Annotated in this window: 18 protein-coding genes; 17 read left to right on the top strand and 1 reads right to left on the bottom strand. The window is 41.9% G+C overall.

The features are described from left to right. Positions 1–18 precede the first annotated feature (18 nt). The 6 genes from OCU77_RS20275 (at position 19) to OCU77_RS20250 (ending at position 7,652) form a co-directional block, all read left to right on the top strand. Positions 19–195 (top strand): hypothetical protein, encoded by a 177-nt coding sequence (locus tag OCU77_RS20275; RefSeq protein ID WP_160314711.1) that lies wholly within the window; start codon positions 19–21, stop codon positions 193–195. Between the two features lie 146 nt (positions 196–341). Next, positions 342–1,004 carry a response regulator transcription factor gene (locus tag OCU77_RS20270; RefSeq protein WP_048898941.1) on the top strand — a complete coding sequence of 221 codons (663 nt, stop codon included), beginning with the start codon at positions 342–344 and terminating at the stop codon, positions 1,002–1,004. A 95-nt stretch (positions 1,005–1,099) separates the two neighbouring features. Next, complete coding sequence (locus OCU77_RS20265) at positions 1,100–2,503, top strand: sensor histidine kinase (protein WP_048898942.1); 1,404 nt, start codon at positions 1,100–1,102, stop codon at positions 2,501–2,503. A 260-nt stretch (positions 2,504–2,763) separates the two neighbouring features. Then, positions 2,764–4,749, top strand: coding sequence for a hypothetical protein (locus tag OCU77_RS20260; protein ID WP_107302715.1), 1,986 nt, complete (start codon positions 2,764–2,766; stop codon positions 4,747–4,749). A 318-nt stretch (positions 4,750–5,067) separates the two neighbouring features. Next, on the top strand, positions 5,068–7,050 hold the full coding sequence (locus OCU77_RS20255; RefSeq protein WP_048898945.1) for a hypothetical protein: 1,983 nt from the start codon (positions 5,068–5,070) through the stop codon (positions 7,048–7,050). Positions 7,051–7,082: 32 nt separating this feature from the next. Further along, complete coding sequence (locus OCU77_RS20250) at positions 7,083–7,652, top strand: hypothetical protein (protein ID WP_048898946.1); 570 nt, start codon at positions 7,083–7,085, stop codon at positions 7,650–7,652. Positions 7,653–7,728: 76 nt separating this feature from the next. Here the strand turns inward: OCU77_RS20250 and OCU77_RS20245 are convergent, their stop codons facing one another. Beyond that, positions 7,729–8,166 (bottom strand): hypothetical protein, encoded by a 438-nt coding sequence (locus tag OCU77_RS20245; RefSeq protein ID WP_048898947.1) that lies wholly within the window; start codon positions 8,164–8,166, stop codon positions 7,729–7,731. Between the two features lie 279 nt (positions 8,167–8,445). Between OCU77_RS20245 and OCU77_RS20240 the strand changes: the two genes are divergently transcribed. From OCU77_RS20240 to OCU77_RS20190, 11 genes are all read left to right on the top strand, one after another. Then, the gene (locus tag OCU77_RS20240) at positions 8,446–10,539 is read left to right on the top strand and encodes a TonB-dependent siderophore receptor (protein WP_107302714.1); all 2,094 of its coding nucleotides are present in this window, start codon (positions 8,446–8,448) and stop codon (positions 10,537–10,539) included. Positions 10,540–10,704: 165 nt separating this feature from the next. After that, positions 10,705–11,484, top strand: a complete 780-nt coding sequence (locus OCU77_RS20235) for a DUF3450 domain-containing protein (RefSeq protein ID WP_048898948.1) — start codon at positions 10,705–10,707, stop codon at positions 11,482–11,484. Between the two features lies 1 nt (position 11,485). Beyond that, on the top strand, positions 11,486–12,814 hold the full coding sequence (locus tag OCU77_RS20230; RefSeq protein WP_048898949.1) for a MotA/TolQ/ExbB proton channel family protein: 1,329 nt from the start codon (positions 11,486–11,488) through the stop codon (positions 12,812–12,814). Further along, positions 12,814–13,368, top strand: a complete 555-nt coding sequence (locus OCU77_RS20225) for a MotA/TolQ/ExbB proton channel family protein (protein ID WP_048898950.1) — start codon at positions 12,814–12,816, stop codon at positions 13,366–13,368. The genes OCU77_RS20230 and OCU77_RS20225 overlap by 1 nt, the downstream gene beginning before the upstream one ends. Next, a complete protein-coding gene (locus OCU77_RS20220) occupies positions 13,368–13,772 on the top strand; it encodes an ExbD/TolR family protein (protein WP_048898951.1) in 405 nt (134 codons plus the stop codon). The genes OCU77_RS20225 and OCU77_RS20220 overlap by 1 nt, the downstream gene beginning before the upstream one ends. Next, positions 13,772–14,386, top strand: coding sequence for an energy transducer TonB (locus tag OCU77_RS20215; protein WP_048898952.1), 615 nt, complete (start codon positions 13,772–13,774; stop codon positions 14,384–14,386). Before OCU77_RS20220 ends, OCU77_RS20215 begins: the two co-directional genes overlap by 1 nt. Beyond that, entirely contained in the window at positions 14,383–15,603 is a 1,221-nt protein-coding gene (locus tag OCU77_RS20210) for a tetratricopeptide repeat protein (RefSeq protein WP_048898953.1), read from the top strand. The genes OCU77_RS20215 and OCU77_RS20210 overlap by 4 nt, the downstream gene beginning before the upstream one ends. Positions 15,604–16,079: 476 nt before the next feature. Continuing rightward, on the top strand, positions 16,080–17,054 hold the full coding sequence (locus OCU77_RS20205; protein WP_048898954.1) for an autoinducer 2 ABC transporter substrate-binding protein: 975 nt from the start codon (positions 16,080–16,082) through the stop codon (positions 17,052–17,054). 61 nt (positions 17,055–17,115) lie between these two features. After that, a complete protein-coding gene (locus tag OCU77_RS20200) occupies positions 17,116–18,609 on the top strand; it encodes a sugar ABC transporter ATP-binding protein (RefSeq protein ID WP_107302713.1) in 1,494 nt (497 codons plus the stop codon). Continuing rightward, entirely contained in the window at positions 18,602–19,600 is a 999-nt protein-coding gene (locus OCU77_RS20195; protein ID WP_048898955.1) for an ABC transporter permease, read from the top strand. The genes OCU77_RS20200 and OCU77_RS20195 overlap by 8 nt, the downstream gene beginning before the upstream one ends. Next, on the top strand, positions 19,600–20,559 hold the full coding sequence (locus tag OCU77_RS20190; RefSeq protein WP_107302712.1) for an ABC transporter permease: 960 nt from the start codon (positions 19,600–19,602) through the stop codon (positions 20,557–20,559). Before OCU77_RS20195 ends, OCU77_RS20190 begins: the two co-directional genes overlap by 1 nt. The last annotated feature ends 2 nt before the right edge of the window (positions 20,560–20,561 follow it).

Below are 20,561 nucleotides of genomic sequence, written 5' to 3'. Positions count from 1 at the left end.
AAAAAAAAAGATGTGTATATGAAAGAGTTGGCTACTAATTTGAAAGTTATCGCACAGTTGATGGAACTTGAATGCATAGATGATAACAGCAAGGAGTTCATACAACTATCTGTCCTACGTGCAGCGGAAGTTATTGATATTAATAGTAAAGATGATGATACTTTAACTACAAAAACCGCTTTAATCGAAAACTAAAATTGTGTATATATGTGTGTATATGGGTGCTATTTAGGCACCCTTTTTTGTATCTATAAGTTGTTGAAATAAATGCATTTTAATATCTTGTTTGATAATCATTCATGAAATATAATACGAATAGTTTCTATTAAGGTGTAATTAACGTGTCTCGTGTTTTAGTCATTGATGATGATGTGCAGCTATGTGAATTATTGGCTGATGTATTGGCGGCTGAAGGCTATGATGTTGAATGTCGACATTGTGGCGAAACTGCGTTGGCATATATGCAAGATTATCCTGTGGATCTTGTATTACTTGATGTCATGTTACCGAATATTGACGGTATGCAAGTCGCACGTAGAATTTGTCAGCGCTTTGCTACACCGATTCTGATGCTAACGGCACTCGCAGATGAAACATCCATGATGGATGGACTACAAGCGGGCGCTGATCATTATATGCCGAAACCCTTTCGAGTGCCTGAGCTACTTGCACGTATGACAGCGATCCTACGCCGTGTTGGGTTAGAGCGACAGCGCCAATCTCAACATTGCAGCGAACAAAATTTATCACAGCAAATTGCACGTTTGCCTTTGACTGGTACAGAGTCAGAACTATTGGAATATTTGATTAAGCATCATGAAGTGGTGGTATCGAAAGCTGAACTTCAAAAAGAAGTATTGAAAAAAGACTTGAGCCCATTTGACCGCAATCTCGATATGCATATCAGTAATATTCGCCGGAAAATGGTGCAGTCTGGCTTATCCAAACAACATATCAAAACCATACGTGGTAAAGGTTACAGCTTTTTAGCCATGGCATCATAATCTGTTCTAATACGAAGATAACCACTGTGTCTATTTAAACTGGCACTCGATTTATTAGGCTGCGCAAAGCGTAGCCTTTTTTGCGTTGAGGAAACATGCAAAGCATTCAATCAGTCCGATTCTCCCCAAAAGCCTTGTTTAAGCTTAACCGACAGGGATCGTTAGCCTATAAACTCTTCTCGTACTTTGCTGTTATTTTACTGCTCATTTTGGGGCTACAAAACATTGCGGAACATGCATTGGTTAAGGCTCTGCTACATGTACCCAGTCGAGTACAGAGTGAAATGTTAGCCCTTTCACTTCAAGCTGAAGTCATGATTGCAGAGGGGGATATGGATGAGCTTGCCGATTGGGAAAGAGGCCAAGATTATTACCTTTTTGTGCTTGATAAGCAGCAAAACGTACTTAGTGGGCGTGAAATGCACCCACATTTTAAGTTCAAATTAAACTTTGTTCGTAGCCTAGATACAATTTTAGATGACAGAGTGAATCAGCCTATCATCGCTGTACCATTAGATGCCGGCAACCAGCTTGTTATTCAGTTTCCACACGAAAAACACCCAGCTCATACGTTTCGTTACTATTTTGCAATAAGCCAAGTTGTTATTGCAGCATTGATACTGACTGTATTTTCTGCATTATTAGCGCGTTACTTACAGCGTCCCCTGACTCAACTACAAGAAGCGAGCCGCCGTTTATCTGAAGGTGATTTCTCCGTGCGTGTTGCAAGCGAAGTGGGTGAAAGTGTCAAGGAGTTTAGCGAGCTCGCGAAAGATTTTGATCACATGACTCATCGTATCCACGAGCTTGCAGAAAAACAGAAACGTTTAATTCGTGATGTATCCCATGAACTCAAAACACCACTAGCGCGCCACGCTCTGGCTTTGCATCTCTTACGTCGTCATTTATCGGATGAACAGCAGATAATGGCTGATAGGCTAGAGAGGGAATCTGATGAGATGAATGATTTGGTTAGTGAAATTTTAGAATTCAGCCGATTAGAAAATGCGAGTTATGATCCACAGCTCGTACCTATTCAGCTAGAAGCACTATGTTCATTGCATGTACTGGAAGCACAACATAGTAAGCTTCCAGGGCAGACCATAACTAGCCATGTGAGTAAAGCGTTACCCCTAGTTATGGCTGATAATCGATTAGCTTCGCGGGTTATTAAAAACTTGGTGGGTAATGCGATTAAATATGCAGGTGAAAATGCCATTATTCATGTGTCTGCTTATGAAGCGGATAACCTCGTGAAATTAGAGATTACGGATAATGGGCAAGGGATCCCACCGTTGCACTTAAAACATATTTTCGACCCCTTTACTCGTATTGAAAATGCACGCGATAAGTTATCTGGTGGCAATGGGTTAGGGCTTGCGATAGTCAAAGAATCTATGGCGGTGATGAAAGGTAGCGTGACAGCAGAGAATTGCCAAAAAGGAGGGCTAAGGATAACTCTGCGATTCCCGAAATCACAACGAGATGACTTGAGATAAGGCTATTAATATTATTCATAAAAGGTATATTTTAATTCTTTTTGTGATTGCTAGGTGATAAATAAAATAACTTCAAATTCATATGAATTATGAATCTATATATCGACAACTATTGATAACTGAGTGCCAAAGCGTAAAATAGCAATCATTGAAGAAGTGCTACTCATCGTAGTTGGCAGATAACTAATTGTTTCCTAATCAAAGGGCGTGAAAGCGCCCTTTGTGCTATTGGGAATATAGAAATAGAAAGAAATTATTATATGCATAGATATGTTTATATTTTGTTGCTGACTGTATTTATTACGGCATGTGGCAGTGGTGATGGTAATTCAGAGCAGCAAAAAGTATCTAAGCCTCCGAAAGCGACCAATGTTGCACTGAGTGGTATTGAGCAAGGCGATCAGATTCAATCGGGTCAAGAAGCGATTGGTCAGTACAAGTTTAACTCTACGAGTGTTCCACCAGGGCTTGATGCCTCGATTGGCTACTGGGAAACTGAAGCCGGAATGAGTATCCACCGTGGATTTAAATACCGAATTCCTAAAGACAATAGCCTCGCGGGTATAAGAATCCGTTTCTGCGTTATTCCCTTCAATCGAGCAGATCGAAAAGCAGGAGAAAAAGCCTGCTCAAAATATGTGTTAATCTCACCAATATATTTTAACGATACAAATCATCTTGTTAAGATTTTATCGAATGCATATTCTCCTGAAGAAGTTGGGTCTGAATTATTAACCTTTGTTGTTGATAAAGATGGTGAAGCGCCAAATGAAGAGTTTACCTATCGTTGGTTGCGTGACGGCCAAATTATCCCTAATGAAAATCAAGCTTCTTATTGGCTGACAGTGGATGATGAAGGTAAGCATATTTCAGTATGTATTATAGATTTAACCACAGAAACCTTAGTTTCATGCTCAGAGGAAACAAATGCAATTAATGCCGCTACTGGCACTGCGCCTTTTGTGGTTATTAAGCCGTTACCCACTCAAGTAGAGTCAGGGAATACGTTAGTCCTAGACTATGAATTTGTCGATTTTGATAACGATAAAGAAGATATCAATATGACCTCATTCTCGTGGTTTATAGATGGTAACCGTACTTCATCGGACCAATCATTACATATTGATGATTCGATGCTTGATAAAAAAATAAAGGGTTGTGTTACGCCTTATTCATTAACGGGCTGGCCGAAATCAGGTGAAATGATCTGTACAGAGGAGGTTACTGTACACGCTATTCCTGATGGTATACCTCAAGCTATGAATGTTGCTATTTCAGGACATCGCTTTGAGGGGGAGCGGCTTCAAGGTACTTATGATTACTATGAAAGTAACAGTGTGCCAGAAACTCAAAGCGTTTATAGATGGTCCATTATTCATGGTGATATAGAAAAAGATGTAAGTAGTGAACCATATTACAGGTTACAAGCTGGAGATGAAGCCAAGGGGAATAAAATCCGTTTTTGTGTGACTCCCCAAAATAGTCATACTCAGGGGCTTCCTCGTTGCGTGACAGAAAACATAGCATGGCTTGATGGTGCCGGTGAGCTTAAAGAAGGTGGTGAGATAACGGCAACTCTTACTGGTTACCCTGAATTTCGTCAATCATATTGGCTATCAACCAATAAAAGTGCCGTATTTCCGCTGGCTATAAGTACAGAGCCGAATACTATTTCTCGACTTCTAATTGGTCCGACATTACCAAGCTTTATTAATTTAAGAGCGATAAGCTTATGTGTCTCTTTTGACAATGAAATATTAAATAGTGATGATGTATGCCGTGAACTACCAGCGAACCATAAATTAACACGATCTATTACAGTAAAAGGTGATAGTGGTTATCACGCTGCAATGAACATCAATAAATCAGTTAATATAGATCGTGGATATTATCTTCATCGCCCTGAAACTTGGGCGGAGTTTAGAACCTTGCCTGTAGAAATGAAAGAGAAATTTCGCAGTGCAGAAGCGTCATCTTTAGCGAATAGTGACTTAATCGGCTTGAAAATGACTCCTCAAGATGCGGATAGATATTGTCGATTGAAGTTTGGTGAGCCAGGTATTGCTAGCACATATATCTATAAGCGTTATGCAAATAATGATAACTATAATTGGCCCGAAGAACTTGTTGAACAAGAATTTGTAACTAAAGAGTTGAATGATTTCTTTGTTATAAAAAACGGGAATTTAGTCGCGGCCGACAGCCATAAAAAATATGCTTTTGAGTGTGTATCCCTAATACCATAATAACTTAAATATACATCCTTGCTTGGGATAAAACACAAGCAAGGATAGCCCCTGCCTAAAAGCCTCATTATTTTATCTTACGTCTTTTACATTAGTAAAAAAAGCCACATTTAATATGGATGTCTATCTGTGTCGGTTTGGATGATTTATTTAATGTTCTAATCCCTTTTTTCAATTACTTATGTTGCAGTGGATGTTTTTTAACGTTAATTTAATTTTATAGTTGGAAAATTTTTTATTTAAATTAAAATGTACACTGTACAATACCCTGGTGTTGTCTGCTTTAAATAGTAAAAAATAAAAGTAAAGTTGATTTTTATGTATAAGAAAATATCTGTGATGCTGCTTACCACCACCTTAGTTGCTTGTGGTGGTGAAGGTAGTGGAGCGAGCTCAACAAAGATTGTCTCTTACCCTGAAGCGGTAAATGTCGCATTTGAGAACCTGGAAGGAGATGTCATTGAAATTGGTGATAACCTGAAAGGGACCTATAGTTTTGTATCAAATACTACTCCTGAAGAAATGGATGGTTCTGATCTTTATTGGGAAATTGATGGCAGTAGTGTTTATAAAGGCAGTACCTATCGTATTCCAATTGATAATAATTTGGTAGGTTTAGAAATTAGATTTTGTGTTAAGCCTATTAATCGAGGCAACCGTGCTGAAGGCTCTAAAACCTGCTCAACATCGTTACCTATTGAGAGCAAGTACGTTCCTCAAACACCGAAGGTCTCGATTCCGAACGCAGCCACTAACAATACTGTTGGTTCGCCTTTAGATGTTTGGGTACTTGATAGCAGTGACTATGATACGCGTGTTCAGTGGTATCGAAATGAAAAGGCCATACAGGGCATTACTCAGCAGCAATATTGGTTGACGCGTGATGATGAAGGCCACCAGATTTCTGTTTGTGCATTTGATAAAAAAACGAACATTAAGTTAGCGTGCTCTGCTAAAACCAATGCCATTCAACCACGTACTGGTGAGCGACCTGATGTTGATATTACCGCGTTGCCAACCAAGATTGAGGTTGGTCAATCACTATATCTAGATTACGACTATTCCGATCGTGATAGCGATAAAGAAGATAAGAGTAGGGTGTCATTTGGTTGGTATCTAAATGATAAGAAAATAGCGACTACCCGTTCTTTATCACTAAATGAAAGCATGGCGGGTAACCGTGTAAAAGGGTGTGTAACGGCCTATGCGCAAACAGGCTTGCCTAAGAATAGTATTGAAACTTGTACAGCAACTGGAACGGTTTGGGCTATTAAAGGTTCGATTCCTCGAGCGATGAATGCTGGTATAGAAGGCGTTCGATTTGGTGGTCATAAGCTGACAGGTGTATATAAATACTATGATTTAAATAATGACCCTGAGTCTGATAGTCGTTATGAATGGAGTGTGATTAAAAATAATGTTGCCACTACGGTTAGTTCCGATCGCACTTATACCTTGCAGGTTAGCGATGAAGGTAAAGGCAATAAAATTCGATTTTGTGTGACGCCTGTTAATGCCAAAGAGCAGGGTAATACGGAGTGTGTAACAGAAGATATTGCCTGGTTTGAAGGGCATGGCCAACTGATTGAAGGGGGAGTGATAACACCACATCTCTCTGGCTACCCAGACTTCAAGCTTTCATATTGGATGTCAGCATCTAAGATGATCACTTCCGCTATGGAATTAGATTTTACAGATAATAAGGTAAAGCCTGTTAGTGTAGATAAACTAGCCCCTTCATTTAATAACTTATATCCAGTGTCTCTTTGTATTTCTTTAGATGAGGAAATACAGAATAGTGATGATATTTGTCGAGAAGTTAAAAGTAACGTCAAATTAACGGCTGGAATGATTTTTGATAATAGTGATAAAACTCGCGTTGCCATGAACTATAAGCGTGAAGTTAAGGTCACAGTATCAGGGAAAAAATATCGAATTCGTCGCCCTTATACATGGGAAGAGTTTAAAGAGTTAAACATGGATAAAGATCCAGGCTTTAGCTCAGCGGAGCCCAGCATTATTCTTGATGCATCCAATGTGGTAAAGGGACTGAAAATGACACCCAAGCAAGCTAATGACTTTTGCTTACGTACATACGGTGCACCTGGCGTAATTAGTTCGGCAATCAATTTTAGTGATGGTGTTATTCCCGGTGGTAGGCACCAGTGGCCAATTTATCTTACAACACAGCAATTTGTGACTAAAGAGCCTGACGGTAAGTATGTTGTTGATTCAAATGAATATGTTCCAGCTAAGATGGATAGCAAGTATGCTTTCGCATGTTTAGCTGTCGCTGAATAGTATTATTCATAAACTTATTTTGGTTATTGTCGATGTTAAATAGACTCATATTATTAGCAACACTGATGCTTTCTGGCTGCTCAACGCATTATGTTAACTTAACTTATAAAGGACATCATGTTATTCAGAAAACGCCAATCATTAATAAAGTGACAGTTTATGATGAAAGAGGCACTGATAAGGATTGGTTAGGTGCAATACGTCACGGTTGGGGCGGAAGTTTAAAAACATTACGCACAAAAACAGTTACGAGCGATACAATTAAAGGTATGTATATTGATGCCTTAAAGCAGCGTAACTTGTATACATCTGATGATCAGGCGCCTTACAAAATTGTGCTGACTTTAATGAAGGTTGATGCAAGTCAATATGTAAACCGTGAAGCAACAGCTTCGATTAAAGTGGATCTTTTGAATAATATAGATTCAAAGGTTGTCTTTTCTCAGTTGTTTGATAACTATCAAGTCTCTGATGGTAATGGATTTGATACCGCTTTCTTTGGTAATGTCGGAAAATTGCGCTTATTGGCAGAAGAAACAATTAATCAAACTATAGATAAATCTATTGAAAATGATGGGTTTACTCAGAAATTGATGAAATAGCCTTGGTGATACTATATAAAAACGGACCAGAAGGGCCGTTTTTATAATGAATTTAAGGTGTTCGCAAAATAGTAAATTATTTATCTGCAATAATTACATTTTTGTAATGTTTGGCACGTGCGCGAAGGTAATCGACATCAGGTGGAAAATCTTTATTAGATTTAGCATGGCGCATAACATCAAATACTTTAAATTCAGTCAAAATTGCATAGCGGTAAGGGGTAAAGTTGCCTTTGATTTGTAATGTAGGATCAAAGTACTCATCACCACGTTTAATAATCGCGTGATCAACAATCTCGCCTTCGTTTTCACAGCGGTAACCTAATACGTAACGATCGCCTTTCGTGAAGATTACATTCATATAGCTGTTATAAAAACTTTCGTCTTCTGTTGTCGTACAGCTTTCTAGTAGTTCTTCATCCATCGCGTTTACAGTTACAAAACGCATATTCTCAGGTTTAAGGTTTAAAGCGGCTAGTTGTTCATGCGCAGCTTCGAGAGTCAGTTGGGTCACTTTTTATACCGAATAATCAATAGAATCCACTACATTATACATCTTAATACAGCAAGTTCACCTCAAAGAATACGCATACGTTACTAGCACAAAAGTGCCAGTAGGACACATTGTCCGTTTACAAAACTTTACGAATGCAAAGAATGTAAATTTAACTGCAAATAATAATGGTTATCACTAATATTTCGCTAAATTTTGCAGTGGCCGAAAGGCTGTGATGAGTACTAGACCCTAATAAACAAAATAGCTCATTACACATTTATTTGGAGATAACGGATTATGTTTTCTAAAAGTCAGCTGGCTTTACTTATTGGTGCTGTGCTTACAGTGCCAGCAGCTTATGCAGAAACAACACAAGTTGATGAGCATATGGTTGTTACTGGTCGTGATCACGGCTACAAAGCGGATAACAATACGACTGCTATGCGTATTGAAGCAACCCAACTTGAAACCCCTGGACAAGTTGCCATTATTGATGAGCAAATCATCAATGAGCAGCGTGCAAGCACACTGGGTGAAGTGCTAAAGAATGATGCAAGTGTAAGTGCGGGTGGTGACAGCCGTAACCGTGAGCGTTTTTCACTACGTGGTTTTGAAGTAGGTAGCTCATCTGGCTTCTTACGCGATGGTAAGCAACATTGGTCACACTACCGTCAGCCAGTCGAGTTACTAGAGCGCGTAGAGGTATTAAAAGGCCCGGCAGGTTTGCTCTACGGTAAGTCAGCGCCAGGTGGCTTGATTAACATGGTTTCTAAGAAACCGACTCATGAAACACAAGTTAGCTTGAGCCAAGATATTGGTTCAAATAATGACTCTCGCACCGTCCTTGATGTGAGTGGCGCGTTAAACGAAGACGAAACGCTTCGCGCACGTACCGTTCTTTCTAAGCAGACGAAAGAATCTTGGCGTTCATACAGTGATGGCTCTACACACTCGACAGAGCGTGTCGTTGGCGGTGTGTTTGTTGACTATGACGTTAACAACGATATTACTGTTTCTGTGCATGCTGATAAGACAAAAGATCACGGTAACGTTGATTCAGGTGCTTATGTTGTTGACGGTAAAGTTATTGGTGGCGATGAGCGTATTTGGGATGCGCAATGGTCGAAAATTGAAAATGACGTAGAAAACTATGGCTTTGATGTAAATGCACAGCTTTCTACAAACTGGGCGTTAAAAACGGGCTATAACTACCAAGATTTTAAGCGTAATGATGTAGAAAGTTTCCCTGATTTCTCTAAGTACGCAACTGACGGCACTATTGGTCATGGTGGTAGCGATCGTAAAGATCACTGGGTATTCCAAACAGCTTACGTAGACTTCACTGGTGAAGCGAATGTACTGGGTATGGATCACCAGTTACTACTTGGTGCAAACTGGCTAGGCTACGATTATAAGCGTAACCAAGCTAGTTTCACGAAAGTATATGTTGAACCAGGTAATCCTGTACCATCACCTGAAATCAACACGAGTAAGAAAGTTAAGAAATCACATTCACACACTGATTCTTACGGTATCTACGTTCAAGATATGGTAACTATTACCGATCAGTGGAAAGCGTTGGCTGGCGTACGTTTTGATGAACAACGTGGTAACGGCATTAAAGAAACAGCGGTTTCTCCTAAAGCAGCAATTATTTATCAGCCAGTTGAGAATGGTTCAATTTATGTGAACTACTCTGAAAGCTTTGAGCCAAAAGGCCAAGTTTCTAACTCAAGCAGCCGTCAATATGTTAACGATGGTGAGCAACTAAAGCCTGTTAAAGGTAAGCAGTACGAGCTAGGTACTAAGTGGGAACTACTTGATAATAGCTTGTTCGTGAGCGGTGCTGTATTTGATATCACGGAAGTAAACTCACCACTAGATGTTGAATTAAGCAGTGGTAAGTGGAAAAAAACACAAGACGGCGAACGTGTTCACCGTGGTGCTGAGTTAGCAGCGCAAGGTTATGTAACTGAAGACTTCTCTGTAAGCGCAAGTGCTATGTACTTAGATGCTGAGTACACGAAACATGAAACTTACCAAGGTAACCGTCCTGTAGATGTACCTGAGTTTTCTGCAAGTGTTTGGTCACGTTATAGCTTCGTAACAGGTACTGATATGAACTTAGGTGTGATTTACGTTGGTGAGCGTTTTGGTGATGCGGCAAATACATTCCAAAAAGACAGCTACACGCGCGTAGATCTAGGTGTTGCACACACTTACAAATACGATGAGAAGTTAGACATTGTTGCTCGTCTAAATGTTGAAAACTTATTTGATACTGATTACCTAGCGGGTGGCGGTTCAACAAGTTCTAAATACCCAGGTGCGACAAATGTGGTTATCGGTGAAGGCCGTAACTTCATGGCTTCAATTCAATTCCGTTACTAATTGAATCTAAGGGGAGGGCAAATGCTTTCCCCTTTATTTGTTTAAATGAGATTTGTTTTCAATTAGAATCGATATGATTTTATAAGCCCGACTTGGTTCGGGATTCTTTATTTTTAGTTTTTATTATTTTTTCTATTACGTCATTTTATGTTTAAGAGTAAGAAAATGAAGGGATTTAAGCCTTCGCTAGTATGTCTAGCGCTTAGTATTGCCATGGGTGCACAAGCCAATAGCTTGGACAGTGCTCGTGCTGTCGAAAATAAGATGAACAAAGCTTCTGCTGTTAGTCAGACCAAAATTGATAAAAGTGCAGAAGCGACTTTGACGATGCAAGCTGAGATTGAGCAGCTTCAGGAAGAAGTGAAGAACTTGACGGTTTACCGTGATCACATGGCACGCTTAGTGGCGAACCAAGAGCAAGAAAGTGCCAGTTTAACCGACCAAATTCAGGGCATTAAAGAAACGCGTCAAGGTGTGGTTCCTTTAATGTACAAAATGATCGACGGGCTAAAAGTTATTATTGCTCAAGACAAACCGATCAAGCGTGATCAGCGCTTAGCGCGTATTGCCAAGCTTGAGTTGATGATGTCACAAGCCGATATTAGCGATGCTGAAAAGTATCGTCGTATTTTGGAAAGCTACCAAATCGAAATGGATTACGGCACTAAATTGGGTGTGTACCAAGGTGAGCTTACACTTACCTCAAACGACACGATTGAAGCTGAGTTGCTTTATCTGGGTCGTATCTCGCTAGTGGCTCGTAGTTTAGACGGTAAACGCTACTGGACGTGGAACGATCAAGATGCAGGGTGGCAAGCTCTTGATTCACAGTTTGCGTCGGGTGTGGATAAAGCCTTTGCGATTGCCAATAAACAAGTAGCACCAAGCCTGATTAACCTGCCTGTGTCTTTGAGTGCAGCATTAAACAACGTGGAGAAAAAGTAACATGAAAATCAAAGCGTTAGTTGCAGCACTTTGCCTATTTAGCTTACCGCTTACGGCAACAGCGAATACCGAATTATTACAAAGCACGCAACAAGAACAAAAAGTACAACGTTCGCACGACCAAGCGCGAGAGTCTGGCTTTAAGCGCACAGAACAAAGTATCAAGGCACAAAGAAACGCCCTGATTGCGAAGCGTAACCAATTACAGCAAGAAACAGAGCAGCTGAGCGATACCTTTAGTGATAATGAAAACAAACTTGCCATTCTTGAAGAACAATTACGTTTAGAAACAGGCAGCTTAGGTGAGTTATTTGGTGTGGTTCGTCAAGCCGCAAAAGACTTGAAAAGTGAGCTAGGTGCTTCTGTTACCGCCGCTGATCGTCACCAATATAATCAAGTGATCAGTGACATTGTTGATGCTAAAGCTTTGCCATCATTACCTCAGCTAACAGGCTTGTGGCTAAGTATGGAAGAGCAGATTAAGGCAAGTGGTGAACTTGCTGATGTCAATGTGCCATACATTAATGGTGAAGGGCACAAATCAAGTGTTCATGCGTACCGCTTGGGTAGCTTAGGGGTGATTGCCGATCACGGTTACATCGATTGGGATGGCGCTAAAAACACCGCAAAACCTTACTTAAAGCAGCCAGATAATGGGCCTGTATTTGCTGATTTTACTCAAGCAAATCAAGTGCAGTCGGTTGTGGTTGATCCATCACGCGGCATGATGTTGGCGCAACTGGCCAATGAACCCGATCTGAAAGATCGTCTCGCGCACGGTGGTGTCGTCGGTAAGATCATTCTTGGCTTGTTAGCGATTGGTGCTGTGATTGCTCTGTTCCGTGGCGGTAAATTGATGATCACTCGCCAACAGATCCGGGCGCAGTTGAAAAATCCAGAACAACCGGGCAATAACCCACTGGGTCGTGTCTTGTCTGTTTACGATAAAGAGCAAAATCGAAGTGTTGAAGCGCTTGAATTACGCTTACTTGAGACCATCGTTGATGAGCAGCAAAGCCTAGAGAAAGGCTTATCCATGCTGAAACTATTAGCGGCATTAGCACCTATGCTTGGCTTGTTGGGGACAGTAACCGGCATGATCGAAACCTTCCAAGTGATTACTCAGTTTGGTAACGGTGACCCGAAAGTGATGGCTGGTGGTATTTCAACGGCCTTGGTAACAACGGTTCTGGGTTTGATCTCTGCAATGCCACTATTGTTAGCGCATAACGTGTTAAGCACACAAGCTGAGAACATCCGTAATATCTTGGAAAAACAAGGCATCAGCCTCGTTGCTGAACAAGCCGAGAAAGTAGGAAAAGCAGCCTAATGGGATTCAGTCTTTCAGAAGCCTTGCATTCAACGGTTTTCGAAGCCTGGTGGTTGTCACTATCACATTTCATGGACCAAGGCGGCCTTATTTTATGGTGGTTGGCCGCCGTGGTTGTTCTGTGCTGGTTGTTGGTGATTGAACGCGTCTTGTATTTATTTGTGACGTATCCTGCTCAGAAAAAGCAGTGGTTAGCGCAATGGCATCAACGCGACGATCAAACATCTTGGTATGCGCATGCTATCCGTGATGGTTGGCTAAGCGAAGCGCGTATTGCCCTTAACCAGAATCTAAATTTGATAAAAGTGTTAGTGGCTATCTGCCCTATGTTGGGCTTACTTGGCACCGTAACAGGTATGATCTCGGTATTTGATGTGATGGCAACGCAAGGCAGTAGCCAGCCACGGTTAATGGCATCAGGTATTTCTTTAGCGACCTTACCGACGATGGCGGGCATGGTCGCTGCGTTAGCGGGCATGTTTGTTCACGCACGTTTAGCCAAAGCGTGCTTATGGCGTGAGCAAAAATTAGAAAAATTATTAAGGAGCCGATGATGAGACTTAGTCGTCCATCTTCCGCACGTGAAGAAGCGCAAATCGATATGACTTCGATGCTGGATATTGTATTCATCATGTTGATTTTCTTTATTGTGACGAGTTCTTTTGTGCGCGAATCAGGTGTTGAAGTGAATCGCCCACAAGCGAGTAATGTTGTGAGCAAAAAAGATGCAGGTATCTTCGTTGCGATTACTTCAGCCAACGATATTTATATTGATAAGCGTGTTATTGATGTAGAGCGTGTGCAAGCAACGTTAGAACATTTGTTGCTTGAACAACCGGAAGCCTCATTAGTGATTCAAGCTGATGAACACGCTTATAACGGCACCGTCGTTAAAGTGATGGATGCGGCAAAAGGTGCGGGCGTTAAGAGCATTGCATTGGCTGCGGAGAAGAGCTAATGCGTCGATTATTGATCGCTTTGCCTCTAGCGATTGTGGTGACTTTTGGTTTATTTACTTTTATGGCATGGATGGTCGATAACGGCCACCGTGGTAAACCAGAGTCTGATGAAGTATTGGCGTTTGATATGGTGATGGTAGAGCAAGAGCGTGATGCTCAGCGTCGTCAACGTGCCGTACCAGAAAAGCCTGATACTCCTGAGCCACCGCCAGAAGCGAAACCTATGGCGAAAGTACAAGCTGTTGCTACCTCTATGCCGAACACTCCGACCTTAGCATTAGATGTCGCTGCGACAGGTGTCGCGATTAGCATGCCTGAATTTTCGGATTTTGGTGCGAACCAACAAGCAATGCCTCTCTATCGAGTTGAGCCTCGTTATCCTGCACGTGCACTAAAGCAAGGTGCTGAGGGCTTTGTGGTGATGTCGTTTACGATTGATCCGCAGGGTAGGCCAACGGATGTCGCTATATTAGATGCAAAACCACGTCGCTTATTTGAAAAAGAAGCGATTCGAGCACTGCGTAAATGGAAGTACCAGCCTAAGGTTGTTGATGGTAAGGCGATTGCGCAAGTTGGACAAACGGTAAGACTGGAGTTCAAATTAAGCAAATGATCAAGACATTCACCAAAACCCTAGTGCTACCTTTAGGCGTAGCACTTGGTCTCGCTTTAAGTAGCAATATCGCCGTCGCAGGTGAACAGCTTTCGCAATATACGGCGGGCAAGGTTCAGCGTGCGCATCAGTTGCAGCAGGACGAAAAAGTAGCAGAGGCGATTGAGTTATTAGCGGCTTTAACGCCGTCAAAAGCTTATGACAAAGCCTTTGTCCAGCGCATGCTTGGTGTCTTTTATTGGCAGCAGGGAAATACCAAGTTAGCGATTAGTAATTTAAAAAAAGCTGTCGACAGTGGTCTGTTGCAAGATGAGCAAGCGTGGATCACCCAACGTATGCTTGCGGATATCTTGTTATCGAATGAAGAATTTAAACAAGCGTTACCGCATTATTACGCGTTAACCAAGGCTATCCCTGAGAATCAAAAAGCTGATGAGCTTTGGCTGCGCATTGCCCAGTCGCATTATCAGGTAGAAGAGTGGAAGCCTGTGCTGTCGGCAATGAAGCGTTATGAAAACCTACATCGCAAAGATGAAGTGCAACCATTAACCATTAAATTAGGGGCACAACTTCAACTGCAACAATGGAAATCATCGCTGCCAACCTTACAACGTCTGATCCTTTTAGAGCCGAACAAGCTAGTTTGGTGGCAACAAACCGCGGGGATTCAACTACGTTTAGGGCGATCAAAAGATGCATTGGCCACTTTAGCACTTGCTGATCGTCAAGGTGTCGTTTTAAGCCAACAAGATTTGCGAACGCTTGCGCAGCTTTATGCCCAGCAGGGTATTCCAGAACGTGCTGCTAAGACACTAGCAACTTTAGATAACGCTAAGACGGATCCACAATTATTGGCTGATCAAGCTTCTTACTGGCAAATGGCCAAAGAGTGGGATACATCTATTCACTATTGGCGTTTAGCGGCGGCGAAAAACAATAAGCACCGTTGGGCATTAGCACAATTACTCTTGCAAGAAGGGCAGCACAAAATTGCCTTAAAAGAGTTGGATAAAGTGTCAGGGCGAAAATCAGATGTAGAACTCGCGCGCGTACGTGCTTACTACAAACTGGAATCGTTCGAACAAGCACTTATTCACGCTAAACGCGCCAACAACATTGAAGAGAGTCCTGCGTCAAAAAGCTGGATTAAGTATTTAACGCAGATGCGTAAAATGCAGCAATCACAAGTGAACGAGCCGCAACTAACGGCAATTTAGCAGCAACCTTCTTTCTATCTGTACTTATGTAATAAAAGTACAGGTAACATCCTATCTGTTTGTCTAACTCCTGAAGCTCCCTCGATGTTTATCGGGGGAGCTTCACGTTTATTTGAGATGAAATGTAATACCGATGGAAAAATCAGACTTAAATCATAATTGAGAACTTTATTATTAATAGCAAGCTAGATTACACATGTCTCAAATGTTTTCGATAAATATTAAAGCTTGAAATGTTAATTTTATGTGAACGGTTCGATCTTAATATGTTGTTTTGCTCTTTATTTAGTTGGTTTAAATTACGTCGCACTTACATTTTAACAGTCTGATAACTGTGTGGTATCTGTGATGCTACACTAATGTGCATTCATCACACATTCCCGACCTGTTCCAGTTTGTGCTTGCTTAATCCCCTATATTCACCTCATCGAATCTCCAATGCTCTACACACATAATAAAAGAAAGGATTGATAACGATGAAAAAGGTTTTGTTCAATGTTGCAGCCCTTACACTTGCTTTAGCTACGGCAGGCGTTCAGGCAAAAGACTATGAAATTGTGAACGTCGTGAAGGTGTCTGGTATCCCATGGTTCAACCAAATGAACAAAGGTATCGATCAAGCAGCTGTTGATTTTGGCGTGAATGCGCGTCAACTTGGCCCATCAACCCCAGATCCTGCTCAGCAGGTTAAGATCATTGAAGATCTGATTGCCAAAGGGGTAGATGCAATCACAGTTGTACCTAACGATGTGACAGTTTTAGAGCCTGTATTTAAGAAAGCGCGTGATAAAGGGATCATTGTCCTTACTCACGAATCACCAGATGGCCACAGTGCAGACTGGGATATTGAAACAATTGATAATCAGGCCTATGCCAAAGCAACCATGGATGAGCTTGCTAAGAATATGGGCAAGAAAGGTGGATACGCGGTTTACGTTGGCTCCTTAACGGTACCGCTACACAATAACTGGGCGAACTTGGCCATTGATTATCAAAAAGCGGCCTACCCAGATATGTATGAAGTGACGAGCCGTATGCCGGTTGCAGAAAGCATTGATGCATCATACGCGGCGACCAATGATCTGATGAAAGCACACCCAGATATGGCAGGTATCGTTTCTTACGGTTCACTCGGTGCTATTGGTGCGGGTGAGGCCATTAAGAAGAAACGCGCTAAGAATAAAATGACCACGGTTGGCATCATGATGCCAAGTCAGGCTGCACCGTATTTGATGCGCGGTGAAATTGATAAAGGCTTCTTATGGAATCCAGCGGATGCGGGCTACGCCATGGTTGCTGTTGCTAAGCAAATGTTGGACGGGAAGAAAGTGGCTGATGGTGTGACTGTCGACAATCTTGGTGTGGCAGAAATCGATAAAGAAAATCGCGTGATCAAGTTTAACAAAATCCTTGAAGTAGATAAGTCAAACGCACGTGAATTAGGCTTTTAATCGCTCTATCTGTAAACCTATACAGGGCAGTGCAATGCTGCCCTTTAGCTGGAAATCCATCATGTCAAATGAAGCATTTATTACCTTAAAGCGTGTATCCAAACATTTTGGTTCCGTTAAGGCCCTTGATGGCATCAACTTAACCTTTAATAAAGGCGAAGTGCATTGTCTTGCAGGAAAGAACGGTTGCGGAAAAAGCACATTATTTAAAGTTATCTCTGGGGTTCATGCTCCTGAAAAAGGGGCTGAGATCATCTTGGATGGTAAAAGCTACTCTAAGCTAAATCCGCAACAATCCATAGAGCATGGTATCCAAGTTATTTACCAAGACTTATCGCTATTTCCCAACCTGACTGTCGCTGAAAATATTGCGGTACAAGATCATATGGCTTGGACCAAAGGTTTGGTTAAGCAATCTCGTCTAAATACTATTGCCCAAACTGCGATGGATAAAGTGGGCGTCTCGCTACCGTTAACCAAGCGTGTAGAGCAGCTGTCGATTGCTGAGTGTCAGTTGGTTGCTATTTGTCGCGCCATGGCCTCTGATGCCAAGTTGGTGATCATGGATGAGCCGACAGCATCGTTAACCCGTACTGAAGTGAATAACTTAATTAGTGTTGTTGCAGATCTTAAGTCAAAAGGCATCACTGTGGTGTTTGTTAGCCACAAGTTAGATGAGGTAATGGAAATTTCTGACCGTATAACGGTTATTCGTGATGGTAAAACCATAGGCACTTACCCAGCAGAAGAAATGGACAGTGATGAGCTGGCTTTCTTGATGACAGGGCAGCGTTTCGAATTTTCGCCCTTGGGTGAGTACACACAACAGGGTGACGTGAAATTAGAAGTGAACAACCTGACTAAAAAAGGTCAGTTTGATGACATTAATCTACAAGTACGTGCTGGTGAAATCGTGTCAATAACAGGGTTGCTTGGTTCTGGTCGTACTGAATTATGTCTCGCGCTATTTGGTATGACCAAGCCTGATAGCGGTCAAATAAAAGTGAATGGTAAACCTGTGACGTTTAGCTCGAATAGAGAAGCAATTGATCACGGTATTGGTTATGTGTCTGAAGACCGAATGAGCACAGGCTTAGTCATGGAGCAATCGATCCAAGACAACACAACAGCGACGGTTTTACCGCGATTAAGAAAACAAAATGGCTTCCTCGACCATATCAAGGCAACGCGTTTAGTTAGCCAGTTAATTTCTTCGCTATCAATAAAAGTGGCAGATCCTCTGTTACCTGTGACCAGTTTGTCGGGTGGTAACGCGCAGCGCATTTCTATTGCGAAATGGATTGCTGCAGAGCCTGAGGTGTTAATTCTCGATTCACCGACTGTCGGCGTAGATATTGCCAATAAAGAAAGCATTTACCAAATAGCCAAAGATCTCGCACTAAAAGGCATGGCCATCATTATGGTGAGTGATGAAATCCCCGAGGTGTTTTACAACAGTCATCGTGTCATTGTGATGAAAGATGGGCGCTTCTCCCATGATTTCCACTCTACGACATCATCAGAAAAAGAGATCATGGAGGCCGTCAATGCGTGATCGTATTCACTTAAATTGGACTGCATTAATCAAGCGTCATGAGTTTTATCTGGCCGCGCTGATTGCGTTGATGGTTGTTGGGTTGGCTGTTAGCTCAGAAGATTTTCTGACCTTAGGCAATATCTTTGATATGTCGGTAAGTTCAGCCATTTTAGGCATCATGGCTTGTGGGTTGTTTGTGGTGCTTATCGCGGGTGGGATTGATATTTCATTTCCAGCAACTGCTGCGATTGCTCAGTACGTGATGGCGACCTATGTGCTATCTGTGGGGGGCAATTTCTTTATTGCTTTTCTGATAGCCGCTGTTGTCGGTATGTTACTTGGTCTTATAAATGCAGTGCTGGTGTACAAACTCAAAGTACCAGCGATTATCATTACAATTTCAACGCTGAATTTGTTCTTTGGTTTGTTGATTTACTTTAGTGATGGCGCTTGGTTATACGGTTTCCCTGATTGGTTTATGGATGGGGTAGAGTGGTTTACGTTTGTTGGTAGCGATGGCTACGACTATGGGCTCTCACTGCCAATTATAACCTTGGTTGCCGTGGTTTTATTTACGTCATTCTTAATGTCTAAAACACGTCTTGGGCGTCAGATCTATGCGATGGGCGGTAATGCGGATGCTGCAAGTCGCATCGGTGTGAACTTATTTGGCATCAACTTATTTGTTTACGGCTATATGGGCGCTCTTGCGGGGATCGCTTCTGTGGTTCAAACCCAAATCACTCAATCTGTGGCGCCAAACTCATTAATGGGGTTTGAGCTGACGGTACTTGCTGCTGTGGTATTAGGCGGAACAAGCATGACAGGCGGTAAAGGAACATTGATGGGCGTGGTGCTCGGGGTGGCGTTACTGGCAATCATGAAAAATGGCCTCACTTTACTTGGTGTGCCTTCTTATTGGCATGCGGTTGTTACCGGTCTCATTATTGTATTCAGTATCAGTATGACTGCGCTGAATGAAAAGAAACAAGCATTACAGGGGGCATAATGGATCAGGTATTGAACGCATTAAAGCTACCGACGGACAGAAATATCCGTTATTTGTTAGTTATCCTCGTGAGTATTATTGCCATTATGGCAGTAGCAAGTGGTGATACCTTCTTCTCGATTGCCAATTTACAATCGATGTCATCGCAAATGCCATTGCTAGGAATGTTAGCGCTTGCTATGGCTGTGTGTATGTTAACGGGGGGTATTAATCTTTCTATTATTGCTACAACCAATGCCTGCAGCTTAGTGATGGCGAGTATTATCACCATGGCACCCGATAATACCATGGTACTGCTGCTGGCTTTGGTGGCTGGTTTGGTGACTGCGATTGTTATTGGCTTACTCAATGGTGCTTTGATTGCTTATGTCGGGGTTTCACCCATACTGGCAACCCTTGGCATGATGACACTGATCAATGGCCTGAATGTATTGATTTCTGGCGGTAGTGTGATGTCAGGTTTCCCTGATGCATTATTGGTGATCGGCAATGGTTCGATAATGGGTATTCCTATGCCATTGTTCCTCTTTGCCTTTTTCGCAATAGGTTTGTGGGGGTTACTTGAACATACCAGTCTAGGTCGCACTATTTATTTGATGGGGTCAAACGAGAAAGCAACGCGTTTCTCTGGCATTAACACCCAAAAGGCAGTGCTGTATGTCTATGCTATTTCATCGATTCTTTGCTGGGTTGCAGCTCTTATTATGATGGCAAAATTCAACTCTGCCAAAGCAGGCTATGGTGAGTCTTACTTATTAATCGCCATTTTAGCCTCGGTACTTGGCGGGATTAATCCAGACGGTGGTTTTGGTCGAATCATCGGCATTGGGTTGGCATTGGTTGTATTACAGACGTTAGAAAGCGGGTTGAACTTACTCGGTGTGAGCAGTTATCTAACGATGGCTCTTTGGGGTGGCATTTTAATTCTATTCATTACCCTACAGAAACGTAAAGCTTAGTG

This window comes from Photobacterium swingsii (genome assembly GCF_024346715.1).
GTDB classification, from domain to species: domain Bacteria; phylum Pseudomonadota; class Gammaproteobacteria; order Enterobacterales; family Vibrionaceae; genus Photobacterium; species Photobacterium swingsii.
The sequence above is the reverse complement of the archived record's forward strand: the minus strand, read 5'-3'. Positions and strand labels throughout refer to the sequence as shown.